The sequence below is a fragment of the Vibrio sp. AND4 genome, assembly GCF_000171815.1.
Lineage (GTDB): Bacteria > Pseudomonadota > Gammaproteobacteria > Enterobacterales > Vibrionaceae > Vibrio.
Map to the genome: position 1 here is coordinate 63,008 of NZ_ABGR01000010.1, position 17,544 is coordinate 80,551.

At 44.8% G+C, this 17,544-nt stretch carries 12 protein-coding genes; 5 read left to right on the plus strand and 7 right to left on the minus strand.

Features of this window, described 5'->3' with window-relative positions:
- Positions 1-109 precede the first annotated feature (109 nt).
- Genes AND4_RS11945 through AND4_RS11970 form a run of 6 tightly spaced genes read right to left on the minus strand, consistent with a single transcriptional unit; the run spans position 110 to position 10,854 of the window.
- Positions 110-3,871 carry a cellulose synthase subunit BcsC-related outer membrane protein gene (locus AND4_RS11945; RefSeq protein WP_009843231.1) on the minus strand — a complete coding sequence of 1,254 codons (3,762 nt, stop codon included), beginning with the start codon at positions 3,869-3,871 and terminating at the stop codon, positions 110-112.
- Positions 3,859-4,968 (minus strand): cellulose synthase complex periplasmic endoglucanase BcsZ, encoded by a 1,110-nt coding sequence (gene bcsZ, locus AND4_RS11950; protein ID WP_009843232.1) that lies wholly within the window; start codon positions 4,966-4,968, stop codon positions 3,859-3,861. The genes AND4_RS11945 and bcsZ overlap by 13 nt, the downstream gene beginning before the upstream one ends.
- Complete coding sequence (bcsB, locus tag AND4_RS11955; RefSeq protein ID WP_009843233.1) at positions 4,965-7,256, minus strand: cellulose biosynthesis cyclic di-GMP-binding regulatory protein BcsB; 2,292 nt, start codon at positions 7,254-7,256, stop codon at positions 4,965-4,967. The genes bcsZ and bcsB overlap by 4 nt, the downstream gene beginning before the upstream one ends.
- Positions 7,250-9,880 (minus strand): UDP-forming cellulose synthase catalytic subunit, encoded by a 2,631-nt coding sequence (gene bcsA / locus AND4_RS11960; protein ID WP_009843234.1) that lies wholly within the window; start codon positions 9,878-9,880, stop codon positions 7,250-7,252. Before bcsA ends, bcsB begins: the two co-directional genes overlap by 7 nt.
- Positions 9,881-9,892: 12 nt before the next feature.
- On the minus strand, positions 9,893-10,660 hold the full coding sequence (gene bcsQ / locus AND4_RS11965; RefSeq protein ID WP_009843235.1) for a cellulose biosynthesis protein BcsQ: 768 nt from the start codon (positions 10,658-10,660) through the stop codon (positions 9,893-9,895).
- Entirely contained in the window at positions 10,657-10,854 is a 198-nt protein-coding gene (locus AND4_RS11970) for a hypothetical protein (protein ID WP_009843236.1), read from the minus strand. The genes bcsQ and AND4_RS11970 overlap by 4 nt, the downstream gene beginning before the upstream one ends.
- A 498-nt stretch (positions 10,855-11,352) precedes the next feature.
- Between AND4_RS11970 and bcsE the strand changes: the two genes are divergently transcribed.
- The 5 genes from bcsE (at position 11,353) to AND4_RS20275 (ending at position 17,069) form a co-directional block, all read left to right on the plus strand.
- A complete protein-coding gene (gene bcsE / locus AND4_RS11975) occupies positions 11,353-12,918 on the plus strand; it encodes a cellulose biosynthesis protein BcsE (protein WP_339367412.1) in 1,566 nt (521 codons plus the stop codon).
- 172 nt (positions 12,919-13,090) lie between these two features.
- Positions 13,091-14,710: a cellulose biosynthesis protein BcsG gene (bcsG, locus tag AND4_RS11980; protein WP_009843239.1), complete on the plus strand. Its 1,620-nt coding sequence runs from the start codon at positions 13,091-13,093 to the stop codon at positions 14,708-14,710.
- A gap of 205 nt (positions 14,711-14,915) precedes the next feature.
- Positions 14,916-15,830, plus strand: a complete 915-nt coding sequence (locus AND4_RS11985; protein WP_009843240.1) for an SPFH domain-containing protein — start codon at positions 14,916-14,918, stop codon at positions 15,828-15,830.
- An 8-nt stretch (positions 15,831-15,838) separates the two neighbouring features.
- A complete protein-coding gene (locus tag AND4_RS11990; RefSeq protein ID WP_009843241.1) occupies positions 15,839-16,300 on the plus strand; it encodes an NfeD family protein in 462 nt (153 codons plus the stop codon).
- 592 nt (positions 16,301-16,892) lie between these two features.
- Positions 16,893-17,069: a hypothetical protein gene (locus tag AND4_RS20275; RefSeq protein WP_186004052.1), complete on the plus strand. Its 177-nt coding sequence runs from the start codon at positions 16,893-16,895 to the stop codon at positions 17,067-17,069.
- Between the two features lie 73 nt (positions 17,070-17,142).
- On the opposite strand, the gene AND4_RS12000 is transcribed toward AND4_RS20275, so the two are convergent.
- A complete protein-coding gene (locus AND4_RS12000; protein ID WP_009843243.1) occupies positions 17,143-17,505 on the minus strand; it encodes a DUF2799 domain-containing protein in 363 nt (120 codons plus the stop codon).
- Positions 17,506-17,544 lie beyond the last annotated feature (39 nt).

The following is a 17,544-nucleotide window of genomic DNA, read 5'->3' on the forward strand; positions in this document are numbered from 1 at the left end:
TCGGTGTAGAAGCAGAGAGATTAAATAGAAAAGGCCGGAAAGATCCGGCCTTGGTTGTTTCTGCTGTTACTCACATTTTAGGAAGTCATACCAATCACTAGCGCCAGCACTAAAAATCACTGTACAACGAAGGCACTTCAGGAGGATATTCAATCGGCTGCCAGCGGTCATTAAAGGTGTACTTGGCGTACAACATAAAATGGTTTGGCGTATAAAACTCTGAACGCTGTAAATCCACCAGCGCCCCCAGATACCAACGCTTACTCATTCGTTTCTCAACTGCCGCTTGCAGCGAAGCGCCAAAACCACCACCACGCTCAGCACTGTCTCCTGTAGACAGATAAGGCGCATCTTCTTGCGTCCATGAGTTAGAGATAGATGCACTCAATTGATACGACCATGTGCTGTTGTAGCGACCGTAATAATTGACTGGCAGAGCGACAGAAAAATAACGTTGTGGACTGTAGTAGCCCCCATGCCCGAGTGTGTATTCACCCAAATTTTTATCGTAATCGAGGTACATTAAATTTGTGCCGATACTCAAACGCTGCTCATCCGTGGCAATCAGTTTGTAGTAGGCCCCGCCCAACATACCGAGGCGAGTGTTATCGTCAACGTTTTCCCCCGTCAGAGCGTGGTATTGCAGACTGCTCCAGAAACCGTAAGGGCCACCAATATCCCAGCTCGAATTGAGCTTCACACCTGTACGGACCACACCCCCCCATTTTTTGCCTTGAGGATCGCTGGTTCCGCTTGGTACCGTCATTCCAGCATAAGAAAGTGTACTGCTGGATTCTGGCCGGCGAGACGCTTCTGCAGTCCAACCAAAGTCCCCAAGATCGCCATCAACGCTGATGCCACCAACCCAAGAAGTGTGATCAAAACCCATTGGCGTCGATCCAATATCCACTTGCCAATCGTTGGCTTGCCAACCAATACCAAGTGCCATACCTGAAGCTTCATCTTGGAATGAGGTGCTATCAAAGCCCCCGTCTTTCTCGTAATAATTTAGCTCACCCGAATCGACAGAAACGTAATCCGCTCTCAACAGCAAATGACCATCGAGCGATTCAATAGGAATACGCGCTTCAATCGGCACTTGATTCGACGAGTTAAGCCCGTCACGCGCACTATAATCCCAACCAATAAGCACATGCCCATCACTACGATCATGGAGCGTATCTATGTCCGACTTAACATTGCGAGTCAGCCAGTAGTCATCCGCTGTGTCATACAACTCGCGTAACGTGAGAGTATCTTGCTGATCTTTGTTCGGATTTGCGCTTTTTTCAATACGATCCGAATTTAGCGCTTGATAACCCCGTTTTTCAGCTAATGTCCATTGCTGATTGTCCATCGCAATCGACATGCTGTCTCGATAAGCCAAAGCATCAGCACCTTGCACGTCATCGAGTAAACGGTTTAGAGCATCGGCATCATTTCGATACCCAAGTTGATTAAATACAGAGGCAACCGTCATCAATTGAGCAGCAGAAAGCGTCTCACGCTTCTTATTTAGGATAAGATGCAGATCATGGTAGCTGGCTTCGTCTCCGCTCTGCGCACTGGCTTGCAGCATCCCGACCTGAGCTTGCGTTTTGAATGGCTCAGTTTTTGATGAGACACCTTCATATAACGCCATTGCCTGCTCTACTTGCTGGTTAGCAAGGAGCACATCCGCTTGCGCTAAGGTTCGGCGGGTTTTTAGCTCATCAAGTTGCAAAGCTTGCGAAGCACTACCCTTTTGTTCATCCGAACTCAGCGCTAATTGCTCGTACCATTGGTCAAAATCTTCAAACTGATTCAGGCTCACCATCATACTGCCGTATGCAAGTTGCTCATCGCTAGACCAGTGCGGTGATTGTTTGAGGCTTCGATAAATTCTTTCAGCTTCAACGACTTGATCGGCCTCTACCCACGCCCCAACAAGACGCGCCAATGCCTGTACTTGGCCCTGATAGTCTTGCTCCAAAGCGTGCAACTTGGCTTGTACAGACTGCGGTTCTTCAAGATATCGCCGTTGAATATCTTGTAATTCGGCATCGAGCTTCAATCGAGTCAAATTACGTTGCATAGAGGGTGTGAGGGCTTTCTCTGGCACACTTTCTAGCTCAGAAATTGCCGCTACGACTTTGGAGTCTTTTGCCAAATACAAGGCGTGCGCGAACTTCATTTCAGGGTCAGAACTGGATTTAGCCCACTTAGCCATCAAAGCATCTGCACGTTGCTTGTTCCCCATAGAGCGTACCATACTGGCAACATCCAGTCTTAACCACGGAGAAGTCGGTTTCAAGGCAATCAGTGCTTCCACCGCAGATTGCATGACTGCTTGATCATTCTGCGCAATAGCGGTTCTCAAACGAGCAAGAATGATTTCAGATTGAATACCATTGATTTTCTCTGCCACTACCTGTTTTTGCGCTGGAGAAAAACGCTGTGCAATCAACTCCGCCCCAACCCAATCTTGCTGCTCAATACGAACATCTAGCCTACCGCGCAAGGCGGAGCCATTAAGTTGATCGAGCTTTAGTGCTTGAATATAAGCTTTATCTGCCGCTAAGTAGTTGTTTTGCGACAAGTAAAGCGCGCCCAACGAGGTAAAGGCATAAGGCTGGGTTGTATCGACTCGAATGGCTTTATGGTAAAGGCTTTCAGCTTGTTTAAACTCACCTTTCTTAACCAAGACATCGCCTTGATCTAAAAAAGCCCAATATTGCGAGGTTTCAATCAAGGTTGTCCATTTCGAAGCACTGTCCGGATCACGGTCTGATCGCTGCGCACGCTTAAAGTATTCGAGCGCTTTTTGTTGCTGACCGTTACGCAGGTACACCTTCCCCATCCCACCCAATATCTCTGGATCATTTGGCCGCGTGGTCATGGCATAACGCAACTGCTTCTCGGCCTGCTTCGTTTTGTCTTCATCCAACAGCTTGAGACCTTTAAGCTTAGCGAGATAGGTTGGGTCTTTACGTAGATTTTGTTCTGTTTCCCAGCGCTTTCTCGCCCCTTGATTTGCGCGTTGAATCTCAAGATCAGACGGGTAGTAGCTCGCTAGAATCGCATATTGTTGCACCACTTGATCTGAGATAGGCAATTGATCGAGAGCACGCAACCAAGATGTCGCCGCGCTGCTGCCAATAACTGGCGCTAAAGCAAGCTTTTTGTAGGTGTCTAAAATCCAAGGATCGGCCGGATTCTCTTTGCGAATATGATTCGCCAATGCGAGTTGAAATTGAGGTACCCCCGGGTACTCAGCATTCAAACGCTCCAATCCTCGTTTGACGGCCATCCAACTGCCATCAAGGTTACTTTGCAGCTGAAGAAACTCTAACTGCAAGGCTGCCGAGGGCATACCATTTGGAAAAATCGCTTTATACGCTCGAATGGCTTCTTCATAGCGGCCCGATTTAGCGAGCAGCTTAGCGCGTTGATAATCACCTTTTTTATCCCCTTGAAGAGACATGATGGCGGCAAGATCTCTCGCTTGGGGAGAATTCGGCGATTTCTTAATTAAACGCTGGAAGGTCTGTTTGGCCAGTTCAGGCGCCTTACGCTTGGTGTACATATTGGCTTGGTAATACAAGCCTATCGGGTTGCCTTCTTCAATCGCAAACAAGCGCTCTAGGGTACTTTCAACGATATCGTCACGCCCTATTGCGTCCGCAAGTTTAAGCTGTTCAACCAACCATTCTACTGAGTTAACGCGGTCAAGCGAGGTAGAAAACTGAACGATTTCAACTGGCTGATAAACCGTGGCTAACTGCGCTTTGTTCAGAGGTTTGGAACTAAAACCTTGCGCGTAAACGGGATTGACCCCATTGGCCATCATGACCAATGGGATCAACCACGAAGTGCGTCTTATTCCTGGCATTGCTCGCTCCATGCTGGCAACAGCTCACCATGCTTACCAAAGCGGAAACGTGCCTGATGCCAACCCAATCCAAACAAGCTCAATACGTTGTCGTAATAGTGATCGTTGCGGTCCGAAATTAGCATTTGTTGTGCTCGGCTTGCCTGAGCTTTAAGCAATTCAGATTCTCCTGATGAAGCCAATAAAGGCAAGACTGCTGCAGAAAACCCTGCGCTGCCCGCTTGAGTGTATCCACCCGTTTCTGTATTGACGTCTCGCGGCGGAGCGCTGAGCGTTTTAGTCGCTGTAACAAAAGGCTGCATTTGTTGAATGAGCTGCGCTTTTTCAGCAACTTGATCATCGAGCATACCAGCCCACAAATAAGTACGGATTGCATTGTAACTGCCACTTGGACCCGTCACAGAATCAACACTGTACTCCCCTTGACTGAGCGTTGCCCAATCAGGACTGAAACCCTTTGGCATGGTATGAGTAAGCATCTGTACGCTCGCTTGGTACATGGTATCCCATGAATACTGCGGATACAGCGCTTCCATCCGAGTAACCAGTTGTAAAGGCACATAACTCGGGTTAACACGATAGCGCTGACTAAATTCAAAGCCTGTAGGGGCTGGTAGCAGTAAAGTGCCAGTACCGTCAATCGACACACTCTCTTCACGTAAAATTCGACTAGCAAGTAAGTGACCCAGTGACTGGTAGTAATAGTTGTCCCATAGTCGTCCCGCTTCAACTAAGGCGTAAGCAATCCAAAGATCGGAATCCGACGCCGCATTGGTATCTAAAACACCAAAACTGCCGTTCTCTTTTCTTCCCCACAACCAAGCGGGCAACCTTGCAGTAAGATCACCATCAGCCAGATGTACTTGAGTCCAATTTAGTACATCAGCGAACGTTTTTTGATCATTGGCAACCAACGCAAAAAACAACGCATAAGATTGGCCTTCAGAGGTAGTGATAATACGATCATCGCTACCATCTACGACTCTTCCTTGGTCAATATAAACGGCCTTAAATGTATCCCATTGTGGCCAACCGCAGTCACTCGCCCAGAGATGAGGAGAAGCTATCAAAATCAGAAGTGTCAACAGCTTTTTCATTCTTCTTCTTCCTCCGTTTTTTCTAGACGCTTAGCAGACACGTGACGCAGCAAGCGCCAAAGCACCATAGTAACAATCACCATCATTATCGCGGCAAAACAAGCCACAACAATCGGGTGATCAGAGAAGTGATACCAGACTAACTGCCATACAGGGAGTTCTCCTACGTAGTAATGAGAGCCAACATTGTAACTTGCAACTTCATCATTTCTTAGCGTCACCACCGAGCCAAACATATGTTCGATTTTCCCGGAGTCCGATAGGGCTTTGTCTACTGACGCAAAATCTGTAGGGTGTGCTGCCATGATTGATACTAGGCTTCGATTACTTGTGTATGGCGACTCCACACCATATATCGCAGCGAAGGAGCCATCAGCTTCTACCGAGACATAATCAGCTGGCACTTGATTAGCATCGCTAGGCTTCATCCAGTTCATACCAAGCTGCTTTTCATTCTTGCTTGGCAGACGAATTTGACGTTCACCAGCTTCTAAAACAAGGTTGACTGGGTCTTTATCACTCGCCGCTTCTTCGAGAGATCGCGCAACACCAATACTTAAGATATCTTTATCCTTTAACGCATCCTCGTCCCATTTATCGGTTAATTGAACCTGAATTCCCGGATAACCAGAATCTCCCCCAAGAGATCCCATCACGTTCAGAAATGTTTGCAACACCTCTTTAGGTGCATTTTGGGGAATGACGACAGCCGTTTCAGACAGGTCAGCCAAACGGGTGTAAGGGAAACCAGATGTGGCAAATGCACGCATATTGGGCATTTCGATATAATGTGGGAAGCCACTAAAATCGAGGATAGAATCCCCATCAACAATGGCATATTGTTTGCTCGGCTGGGTGACCAAGCACTGGCCATCGGTAACCGAAGCAAAGCCAAACTCAAAGTCGATTTGGTTTTTACTGCCAACTTTAAATGCGGGAATACGAACCTGATCATCAAAACTTAAAAAGCTGTCATCCAACAAAGGAATACGAATACGGTTGGAATCCCCACCTTTCCCTTCCGTTGTGAGGTTAAACGCTTCAATAAATTGATCGTTTATACTCAGTGTCAGGCGAGAGCCAGAATGATTTTCCGCCGGTGGTGAGTAACGATAATTCAGATCCATCGGAATACCACGGCTGTGCCATGTGAACAGATCTGGCGGCAACCTCAGGCTAACACTGATAGGTGGCGGAGTGCGACCTTCAACTTGCAGCACGCTCTTTTGCTCGACAAGCTCTGAAAGCGCAACCGGACGATCGGTGCTCACCCAGTTTGGTGCATCATATGGCACGCGGGGTTTGATTTGTTGTACCTCGTTGACTCTGGCGATTGGGCCCGTCAGTATCTGGTTACCTAAAGCTAAGCCACGCACGGCTGTGTTGAGGTCCGAGCCATCACGACCAATCACCAAAAGTAACTTCACAAAGGGATCAGTTGGGTGAGTGATCACCTGCAAACGAGGGCCATCGGTGTCTGGAAAATCCTTCAAGAATTCAGGCTTGTTGTCATTAGTGATAAACACCACGGCGTTGCGCTCTGGCAAGGCGTCAAAACTTAACGGGAACTGAGCCCCACGCCAAGCCGCTAATGAACCAAAATAGGAGCTCAATACACCTGCAGCTTTGACTTCATTTAAGTCATAGCCATCTCCCATAACAATAGGCAAATTAAGCTGACTAAAGTCACGAACATCAAAGAAGGGAGCGGGCAATAAGCTCAAATCACTCTTTAGCTGTGTCTTTTGCACCGACATTTCAATGCGGCTACTTTGGCTGATCTCTGCCCAAATACTTGAATCATTTGGGTTTGCACACTCTTTATGAGTATTACCAATCAACTCAAAGCGAATTTGGTTGTAGTTACTGAAGTAGCGCGTATCTAAAGGCATAGAAAGGCTAAGCTTATTACCCTGCTGACCATCTGTGATGGACGCTACACCCATAAGCTCATTGTTCAGGTACACCTTGAGGTGCGAAACCAAAGCGAGCAATGCAGGTGAAGGCGTAATGTCGAAATACAAGGTGGCGCTGGATACGACCTCATCAAGGCGCGAGCCGAAGCCAACATAAGCACTCGCTTCGCTGCCTTGAATCGAAATTGAGCCATTGTAGCCCAATTGTGTAAATGGAATCACTCGCTTCAAGACGGTGGCGCTTTCCACATCTTGTTGCTGAGCTTGAGGTTCCGATAACGGCGATTTTACTTCCTGTGCTGCGAGACTGCCCGACAGACACATTAAAGTGATTGCCGCCGTCAACGCGATTCGTTTTTTATTATTTAGCATGACTTTGTGGTCCTGGTTGGGACATAGCGAGGTCTAAGTGACCAAATAAATTCGATACAAAATGAGAAAGCATAAACACTGACCATGACAAATTTAGGACAGTGTTGTAGCAACCGCTTGTATCCGTTAAAGCCGACTTGTAGCACGGCTTGCATACTCGATAGTGGCTTATCTGCTTGATAGCCTTGTTGCCATTTCGCCCATGTATCTGCTCGTGCAAACGTACACTGGACGTATTGGATTTGTTGTTGGTGCGACAGACCATTGAGTTGCATACCGAGAATGCCATCATGAGCAAAGGCAACGGTCATCGGGAATACGAATTCTTGACCACCACGATTCAAAATCACTTCTAAAGATTGACCAAGTAAGTGCTGACAAGTTTGTTCGTCCATCCCATTGATTTCAACACGGACACCACCCAGCGAAAAATCTTTCATCTGAGCTTGAATCAAATGTCCGGAGTGAAGCCTCATCGCAACAGGAATATTCACCTCAACACGGTGATCTTTTCGCACCTGTTTTGCCTCTACCGCAACCGCGACTGCTGCACCTAAGATCAGCAAGTTGTAAATCGTCCACAGTAAGTTAACGATAACGGTACCGACCTCATCTTGGGGGCCCCACCCCATGCGATACAGCCCGACGGCAAAGCCTATGATGTTCAGCGCCACCAGCACCAAATAAGGTCGAGAGATCACCCAATCGTAGTGCGATTTTTCAACTAAGCCGCCTTTTGCTGTCACGTTAAATGTTCCTTTGTGAGGTGCAAATAAAGCCACAGTGGTTGGTCTAGCGATATACCAAGCGAGCACGGTTTCATATACTTCTCCCCAAAAAGAATAACGATAATCGCCTTGCATGCGTGAGTTTGTCATACTGGCATGGATCATATGCGGTAAGACATACAAGATGATCGCCAGCGCTGGCGCGTAGATGACATAAGAGTGCAACAACAAAAACGCCAACGGAGCAATCAAGAAGATAATCCGCGGTATACCCGACAAAAAATGCAGCATTGCATTAAGGTAACAAAGCCGCTGAGACAGCTTGAGCCCTTTGCCTGTAAGCGGATTATCAACCCTGAAAATTTGCGCCATCCCCCTGGCCCAGCGAATACGCTGCCCAACGTGCGCGGATAAGGTTTCTGTCGCCAACCCCGCTGAAATCGGCTGCTTGAGGTAAGCTGAGCGGTAACCTAAACGGTGCATACGTAATGAGGTATGGGCGTCTTCCGTTACCGTTTCAACGGCAATTCCCCCCACCTCTTCAAGCGGCTCACGACGTAAAATCGCACACGACCCGCAAAAGAAAGTCGCGTCCCACAAATCATTACCATCTTGAATCAATCCATAGAACAAGTTGCCTTCATTCGGCACATTGCGGAAGTTCGACAAGTTACGTTCAAACGGATCCGGAGAGAAAAAGTGGTGCGGAGTTTGAATCAACGCCAGTTTTGGGTCTTTAAGAAACATGCCCATGGTAAGCTGGAAAAATGCACGGGTTGGTATGTGATCACAATCGAAGATCGCCACAAACTCACCGTTCGTCTGTTTTAGCGCATAGTTGATATTGCCTGCTTTCGCGTGCTCATTGGTGGGTCTTCGAATGTAGTTGACCCCAACACTCTTGGCAAAGTCACGGAAGCTATCTCGTTTACCATCGTCAAGAATGTGAATGTTGAGTTTGTCCTTTGGCCAATCAACTCCCATCGAAGCGTACACCGTTGCTTTCACTACATCGAGATCTTCGTTATAAGTGGGAATCATCAAGTCGATGGTCGGCCAAGTAGATTGATCCGTCGGCATTGAAACTGGTTTACGGTTGAGTGGCCAAATATTCTGGAAATAACCCAGCATCAACACGATCCAAGAATAGGTCTCCGCCAAAAGTAAAATGCCCCCCAATACCAAAGCCACTGGATCATCCCAGTTTAGGGTGGAAGAGTAACGCCACCAGAGGTAACGACAAGAAGCCGTCACGGATAAAATGATCAGCAGCATCGTTGGAAAACTACCCGGCATTCGTCTTACCATCATGGCGAGTCCCCACAGCAGTAATACAAAAACCGTCTGAGCCACATAACCAAATGGAACGGTAAAACACAGTAAAGCAATGAGAACGACCACGAACAAAAGCATATAGTTCAGTGCCAGTGCGGACTTACTCGCCTTAATACGCTCACGGTTCTTAGGATCTTTGACTCGGTTTGCACATATTTCCAACCAACGAATGCTTTTCGCTACCAGTTCAAATGGCAGGTAAAAAGCATGACGAACTTGCTCAGCTATATGGGTTGAAAAATCACCAAGCTTTTTCGACCAAGACGCATTGAGATCTTGCTTAAAACACAGCAACCAAACGATTTGAACAACGAGGCGAATCGGATCAAAAAGCCTTGGCGCTGCATAATTAACATGTGGAAAATACATAAGAGGCAGCTTCCACGAAGGCACACCGCCAATCATGGGTTTTAAGAACACAAAACTCAGCGAAAACCACAAGGAAAGTAAACAACGTCCAAGCCAGCTGGATTTGCAGTTCCAAGCTTGCTCATAAGCCCTTTTCTGGACATTAAACTGCTCGACGACCCAACTTTGGAAGATCAAATTAAGGCTTTGCATTACCACACCACCCTAATAACGTGTTGCCGAGAGCGCAGATACGCACCAAAACGCTAAGGATTGGTAATCTTTCGCCGCTTGGCTCGTTGGAGAGTAATGCTGTACTGTAGTCAAGTTTGCAACACACTCTTGCAGTGCCGTGTCTCTATGCATCAACACGGGAACCAAAGCATCTCCCAACTCTTTTTTCAACACCAACATAAAATCGCGACCGACCTCGGTCTCCGGCTGGTATTGATTTAGAATGTAACGCAGCTTACCCAACTTGATCAGGTTACCAATCTGAGGGGTGTGACTAAGCGTGGGTTGTAAAAGTGCATAGTTCATGGTGTCGGCGTTCATAACCACAAATACCATGTCCATCGACTCAACAAACAGATGCATCTCTGGCGCCGTTAGATAAGAGATATCGCCATGAAATAACTGCCATTGTTCTGAATTATTGACTTGTAACGTTGAGTGACCAATAGCTTGAAGATATTGATACGATTGGGAAAACAGCCCCTTTTGTTGAGCATTTAATTCACCAAATGGCAGCAGTAGAGCACCTTGTGGACTCTGATATCCGGCTTCAAACCATGCATCATCAGATAAGACACGCGCAGCCCACCCGTCTCGCGCTTCGAAAGAGAGACCAAGATGGAGACGCAACAAGTTTTCAGGTAACGCGTCTATCGCAAGAACCTGCTTGTTAATTTTGACTAAAGCTTGAGCTAAGTTCGCGGTCACTGTTGTTGAACCGCAGCCCCCTCTCAAGCTAACAAAAAGAAGACGTTTCATATCGCTTGCGTTTCAAAGTTGGCTTGTTTCTTTCTATTACCCATTTCTAACTCTCCAGAACGCTGTGATTGAAAGATTAGCCACTTACCTTTGACCTTTTGGTAAGTCTCATTCTCAGTCGTTTCAATATACTGGTGCTGGGCCAAGTTATATGAGGCGTAAATCGAATTGATATCTTTTGCCGGTTCTGTCACGACATATTTCCGTATTTCTTGTGCACTTACGTTTACAAAAGAAGGGCTTGTGCCCGACACTTGAATTCTAACGAAGTTACACTGATGAAAAGTTAACGCACTAATAAATGCATCACATACCTAAAAATAAAAATGTGAACAGATTAAGTTGTTCAACACGATATTTTATAAATGCATAAATGATTTTTTAAAAACCAAAACCCAAGATTATAAGAATGAACCGTAACCATCCATTTACGAAATGTAAGCCATAAAGATATACAGCGTCAGATTATATAAACATTAAAATGCATCAATTTTATTAGCTTATAAACATCAGGGAGAGTAATGTTATATCTATTTTTATTTTTGATCAATTTCGTTTACTATCTCAGCGTCATTTTTACGTCAATAAAGATATTTCCTGGTTAAAACGACACCAAAAAACACTAATGCAAACGATAAAAATCTCACTAAAGCACTAATAAAAAAGGATAAATAATGAAGTCACCACAAGGCATGTCCGCCATATCTAGTCAACGTGAGATCAAATCCACCTACGTCAATTTATTGTCGAACAAACGTGTAACAATTGACTTACTCATCGATTCAGCATGTAATACCGAAAGCAACTTACTTATATGTTTTTCTGATAAAGCATCTTTTCTTTCCGGTTTAGATGACAACACATTATTTAAATTCAACAACTTATCTTTAAATCATCTTAATAAAATATTCTTCATCAACAATAGATCTTCAAAAAAGCAACCAAATCCGACATTTCTTGCTAAAGATCTTCAAAAAATAAAGGTTGCCGAAAATTCGCACTTTCATTTAATTATCCCCGATTCAATCCTAGCTCAGTGTGAGGGTAATAATATGAGACAATTTTTAGAGCAACTTAAAACCTTATCCAGTCAGGCTGCATCTGTAATCAATGTGTATATCTATGGCCACCTTGCGACTTCAGTCCTAAAGCCAAGGTTATTGAAGAATAATCATTTCATATCCGGCTTAGCCAGCATGATCGCTTTAGATGAGTCTCGGTACGGTTACTTCGTTGATTTTTGGTCAAATAAGCATGGTGTGGTATCAGGAGAGGAGTACATTCTGAGCCATGATGGAGCGGATAGGTTAACAGCGTCACCCTATAAAAAAACACAAACATCGGAATGGACGGAAGACAAAGCAGACAGCGAACGTATTTACATATGTAGAGAGGCAATTGGCGAGAGTACAAACGTACCAAAAGAAATGCATATAGCGGAAAACAACCAGAGTCTAATCAGTATGCTAGATAACCCGAGAGCGTCAACGCTTATCTTTAGTTGCTCAGACCAAACTGAGGTTCAGCAATTGGCTATGGACTGTTACCAACTGAGGATGACGGCAGGTCGTCAGTTAAAAATCATTATCCGTGAAACACAACAGTGTCTGAGATACGCCGACGAGAAGTTTCTTCTTCGTGCTGGTGTGAACTTAATCTCACCTGTTCAGGTCCCACAGATGCGTTTTATGACCCAACTAGAAGCGATACAAGGCCAAATGCTGACTCGTGCGCTGCCACAAAGTTTGGACGCCCTGCTTAAGTATGACGTTAAGTTTGGTAGTAAAGGTTATTTAAATAACAATGAGTTCGCTCAATATTGTTCAGATGCTATCGCTAGCTCTACCCGGTCTAATGTGAACTTTTCCCTAATCAAACTGAATTTATTGCCAGGCATGAGTGCCGAGGAATGTTTGCGCTTGTGCCATGTTCGGAGAGATGGCGACGTGGTCACAGCCTGTAAAAAAGCACTTTACGTCTTATTTAGTGCCATCCGTCAAAACGATATTGAGGTTGCACTCAACAATATATTCGAGTTCCCAACTCGAGACTTATTTCATTCAACTCATCGTTTTGAAACCCAATATGATATTGAAAGTGAAATAAAATACATCATGGCGGATAAGGTCGTTATCTCAGAGGAAGTCTCTCACCTAACCACAGAGAAACGGATTTTTTCCGCCTCTAAACAACCTTCAAACAAGATACCCACTTTATTCGCCGTAAGGAAAGCCATCAAACTGAAAGGACAGGCATGAACATTAACGACTTTTTTTTCACTGTTGGCGCTAGCCTAAGTGTGGGCCTTATTCTTGGCTACTTCTTACGGGATGTTGTTGGTGCTATGCATAGGTTCTATCAGCGGAACCTTAAACGCTCGCGCTATTTTGAACAAGATCTCTCCATCAACGAAAACAAGAAGCTTAAGTGATGACTTCACATCCTAAACAAACTGCTCGGTTCACAATTGGACTGGGGTGGTGGAACATTTATTTTATTGCCAAGGTCGCCCTGTACCTTCAAGGGATTATAGACTTCCACCCACTGGAAAACTTTGCGCTACTGCTTTTTATTTTGCTCCCAGTGCCGTTCAAATCGCTAAATACTCTCCGTCACGGGGTCGCGATTATCATTGCGGCATGGTTACTACATTACGATTCGTTTCTTCCACCATTGGATCGACTTTGGGCTCAAGCTGGTCAGTTGATGCAATTTGAGTTGAGTTATCTTATTGAGCTCCTTGGCCGCTTTGTCTCTGCTCAAGCGCTACTAGGGCTGTTTACCTTGTGTACTGCCTATTTCATTTTGAGTAAGTTTTTGCGCGTTTCAGTATTTGTCGTTATTGCCATGATTTATGTCAGCCTTCCAAAAAATGCCGAGAGTCCGGTGACTGTTGAGGCGACACAACCTGCTCCACCAGCTACGACAGAGGTTACAGAAACAGCAAAGCAACAACCAACAGAAATCAACGACGAAACGCTAAACCGCCTGAAAACGGATTTCTTTGCCAAAGAGGCATCGAGACGAGTGGCGTTTACTCCTGATAGCGCTCAAGACACACCATTTGACCTGCTATTTTTGAGCATCTGTTCCGTCGCTTGGGATGATATCGAAATTGCTGGCTTGGCCGATCATCCGCTGTTCAAAGAATTCGATATCATGTTCGACAACTTTAGCGCTGGAACCTCTTACAGTGGCCCCGCCGTTATTCGGTTACTAAGGGCAAGTTGTGGTCAACAAGAACACAGCCAACTGTTTGAACCTGCACCAAAGCAATGTTATCTGTTCGAAGACCTAAAGAATCTTGGCTTCCAAGAAAACTTAGTCATGAACCACAACGGTGTATTCGACAGTTTCCTAGAGTTAATCAAAAAGGATGGCGATCTAGAAACCGAACTGATGCCACAACAAGGATTTACGCCTTACCAAAAATCATTTGATGGTTCCTCAATCTTTCGCGACAAACAGGTGCTTGATAGCTGGTGGCAGCAGAGAATTGAAAGCGATAGCGATAAAGTGGTGGCCTTGTACAACTCGATTTCATTGCATGACGGAAACCGAATCATCAATACGAATTCAACCACTTCGATGGTGAGCTACAAGAAACGACTCAACAATCTACTTGATGATCTTTACGCCTTCTTTAAAGAGCTGGAAGCCTCTAAGCGCAACATCGTTGTTGCTTTGGTACCAGAGCATGGTGCAGGTATGCGAGGCGATAGAATGCAAATATCTGGCATGCGAGAGATCCCAGCTCCAACGATTATACATACGCCAGTGGGCATCAAAGTCTTTGGTGAAGGGCTTCAGCGCCAAGGAGAGACTCAACACGTGAAAGCGCCTTCAAGTTACTTGGCACTATCGCAGTTGGTGACGAATATTCTTGTGCAGAACATTTACGAGAAAAAGTCCTTTAGCCCGAGTGAACTCGCTGAAAACTTGCCGGAGACGCAAGTAGTTGCGCAAAACTCAGGGTCAACCATTATCCAAGTCAATGGTAAGTATTATGTCTCACTCGACGGTTCAAGTTGGATTGAGTACCCGAAATAGGCGGTTTATGTTGAGTAACTGTCTTGGGTAACCATCTGCATTGAGTAACAGCCCAACTTGAGAAATTTACAGGAAAAATAATAAAAGGCTGGGGAATTCCAGCCTTTATTTTGTCTGGAATGTCTCCAGTCTCTCATTTCTCCGATTGTTTCATCTGCATAAATGAGTAAAAATGAATAGACTTATGCATTTAAAGGAATAATCCATGCCAATTGACTCATTAATCACCATAGGTATTTTCGTTGCTCTTGCCGTTATCCTACTTGCTTCTGCGGTAAAAACCGTTCCACAAGGCAACAACTGGACAGTCGAACGCTTTGGTCGTTACACCCATACTTTAAAACCAGGCCTTAACCTCATCATTCCTTTCGTTGACCGCGTTGGACAGAAAGTCAATATGATGGAGCGCGTGCTCGACATCCCAGCGCAAGAAGTCATTTCTAAAGACAATGCCAATGTTGTCATTGACGCCGTCGGTTTTGTTCAAGTCATCGATGCAGCAAAGGCAGCCTATGAAGTCAATGACCTAGAGCATGCGATTCGAAATCTAACCCTAACTAACATTCGTACTGTATTAGGCTCGATGGAATTAGATGAGATGCTTAGTCAACGGGACATGATCAATACTAAGCTGCTCACCATTGTTGACCAAGCGACCAACCCTTGGGGGGTGAAAGTCACTCGTATTGAAATTAAAGATGTTCAGCCACCTGCGGATCTCACTGCAGCAATGAATGCTCAGATGAAAGCTGAACGTAACAAGCGTGCCGAGATCCTCGAAGCAGAGGGGATTCGCCAAGCCGAGATCTTGCGTGCCGAAGGCCACAAGCAGTCAGAGATCTTAAAAGCAGAAGGTGAGAAGCAGTCTGCAATATTACATGCAGAAGCTCGTGAACGCGCTGCTCAAGCAGAGGCAAAAGCGACCTACATGGTTTCAGAAGCCATTGCAAAAGGTGACGTACAGGCAGTGAACTACTTTATTGCCCAAGGTTACACAGAAGCATTGAAGAGTATTGGCCAAGCCGAAAATGGCAAGATCATCATGCTGCCACTCGAAGCGACAGGGCTTATGGGCTCAGTAGCAGGTATCGCAGAAATGTTTAAACAAAATAAAGACTAAGGTCTTCTATGGATTTATTTAGCCTTTTAGAAGCTGTCACATTCTGGCATTGGATAGCATTTGGCCTCGCGTTACTCGCGGTTGAACTGCTCGGGACTGCTGGCTACTTTTTGTGGCTTGGCCTCTCTGCTCTGATCGTGGGCGGCATTTTGTCTTTCTTACCGATTAGCTGGCAAATGCAATGGTCAGCGTTTGCCACCTTTAGCTTAGTAGCAACTTGGCTTTGGTGGCGAAAGCAATGGTCGAAGGATCGCAAAAGCGATAAAGCTCGTGACCTCAATCAAAAGCATAAACAATTGATCGGTCATATTGTCACTTTGGAGGAAGACTTCACGGTCGGAATGAACCGCTTAAGAGTTGCCGATACAACTTGGTCCGCTGAATCTGAGCACGATCTACCAGCAGGGACTCGTGTCGAGATTGTAGCAGTAGAAGGTATTATTCTTAGGATTAAACCCGTCTCTCGCTGATTTTTATCGAATAAATAACGTTGATATACCCAAGTAAATTAGAGGTGCTTGGGTATATGTCCCCTACTAATTCCAACTACCTCTTCTGTATCATTGACTTATTTAAATAATCCCTAAAAATTAAGTAATATATATATCACTAGCTTTCCTCTTTTCTCGCCAGTATTAAATTATTGAAATTGAAAAATTCAAGTACATAGCGAAATATAATTTCTATTTTGAGCCCTAAATTTATTTTAAAAAATAAAACATTATTGAATTTAATTTTGATCTTTCTAGGACTCTATACATACTTAACGCATGTACTTGTCATCAGATGCTGCTTTTTACCCTAGGTAACAATTAAGCACGACAGGTGACCTGTGTTTCGCTACGCTTGCGTAGAAAGTGTTTATCTGCACAAGCTGTTTCACCAAAAGTGTGGTGACACCTGATATGTAATGATCCCCATTTAATGGTATTTGTGGTGACATGCTATTTGTCTTATTTCAATATCACCATAGGATGATAAAGAAATAGAAGACGCCAATTTAGAATCTAACAGTAAATTAGCCAGTCTGAACTTGCTATTTAATAATGAAGAGGATTCATCATGAAAAATATTACTGCTCTATTTATTGCTTGTTTAGTTTTTTCATCACCCATTTCTTTGGCAAAAAACTCCGCAGGACATGTATTTGGTGCTGGGGTAAATTGCACTTTTGATGATGGGACAGTAAAGCACCTGCCACGTGAATTATGTACAATGTACGGCGGTACTTTTAAATAATTATCAATGGTTTTAACGAAGTTTATCGATACTATAGAAAGGTAAACTTCGTTGACCATACAAAAATACTCCGTTAGAACTTATAGAAGTCAGAACCAATGAAGGCATCCCAACCTCGCTGCCACTCCGCTTTGATCATGACTTCTTGAGGCTGACCTGAACACTGGTCAGTATAACGAATACCTTGAACCCCTTTGCTAAATGCTGTGAAAGGGTCACAGAACTCTGCTTTACCCGCTTCATAACCCTTCTTATAAGATGCTTCGTCAAAAGAAACCTTCTTTTTTAAGTTTGCTAAAACATTATTGTCGTATTGATAACCACTCGCTCCAAAACGTTCACCTTGCCCATACCAAAACTCTTCTGCTGTTTTTGGACTGCTAGCACAAGCCTGAAGAGTCGAAAGTACAAAAAGGCCGAACAGCAATTTCTTCATCTTTATCTCCTTAGCTTATAAAGCAAAAAGCTGAACATA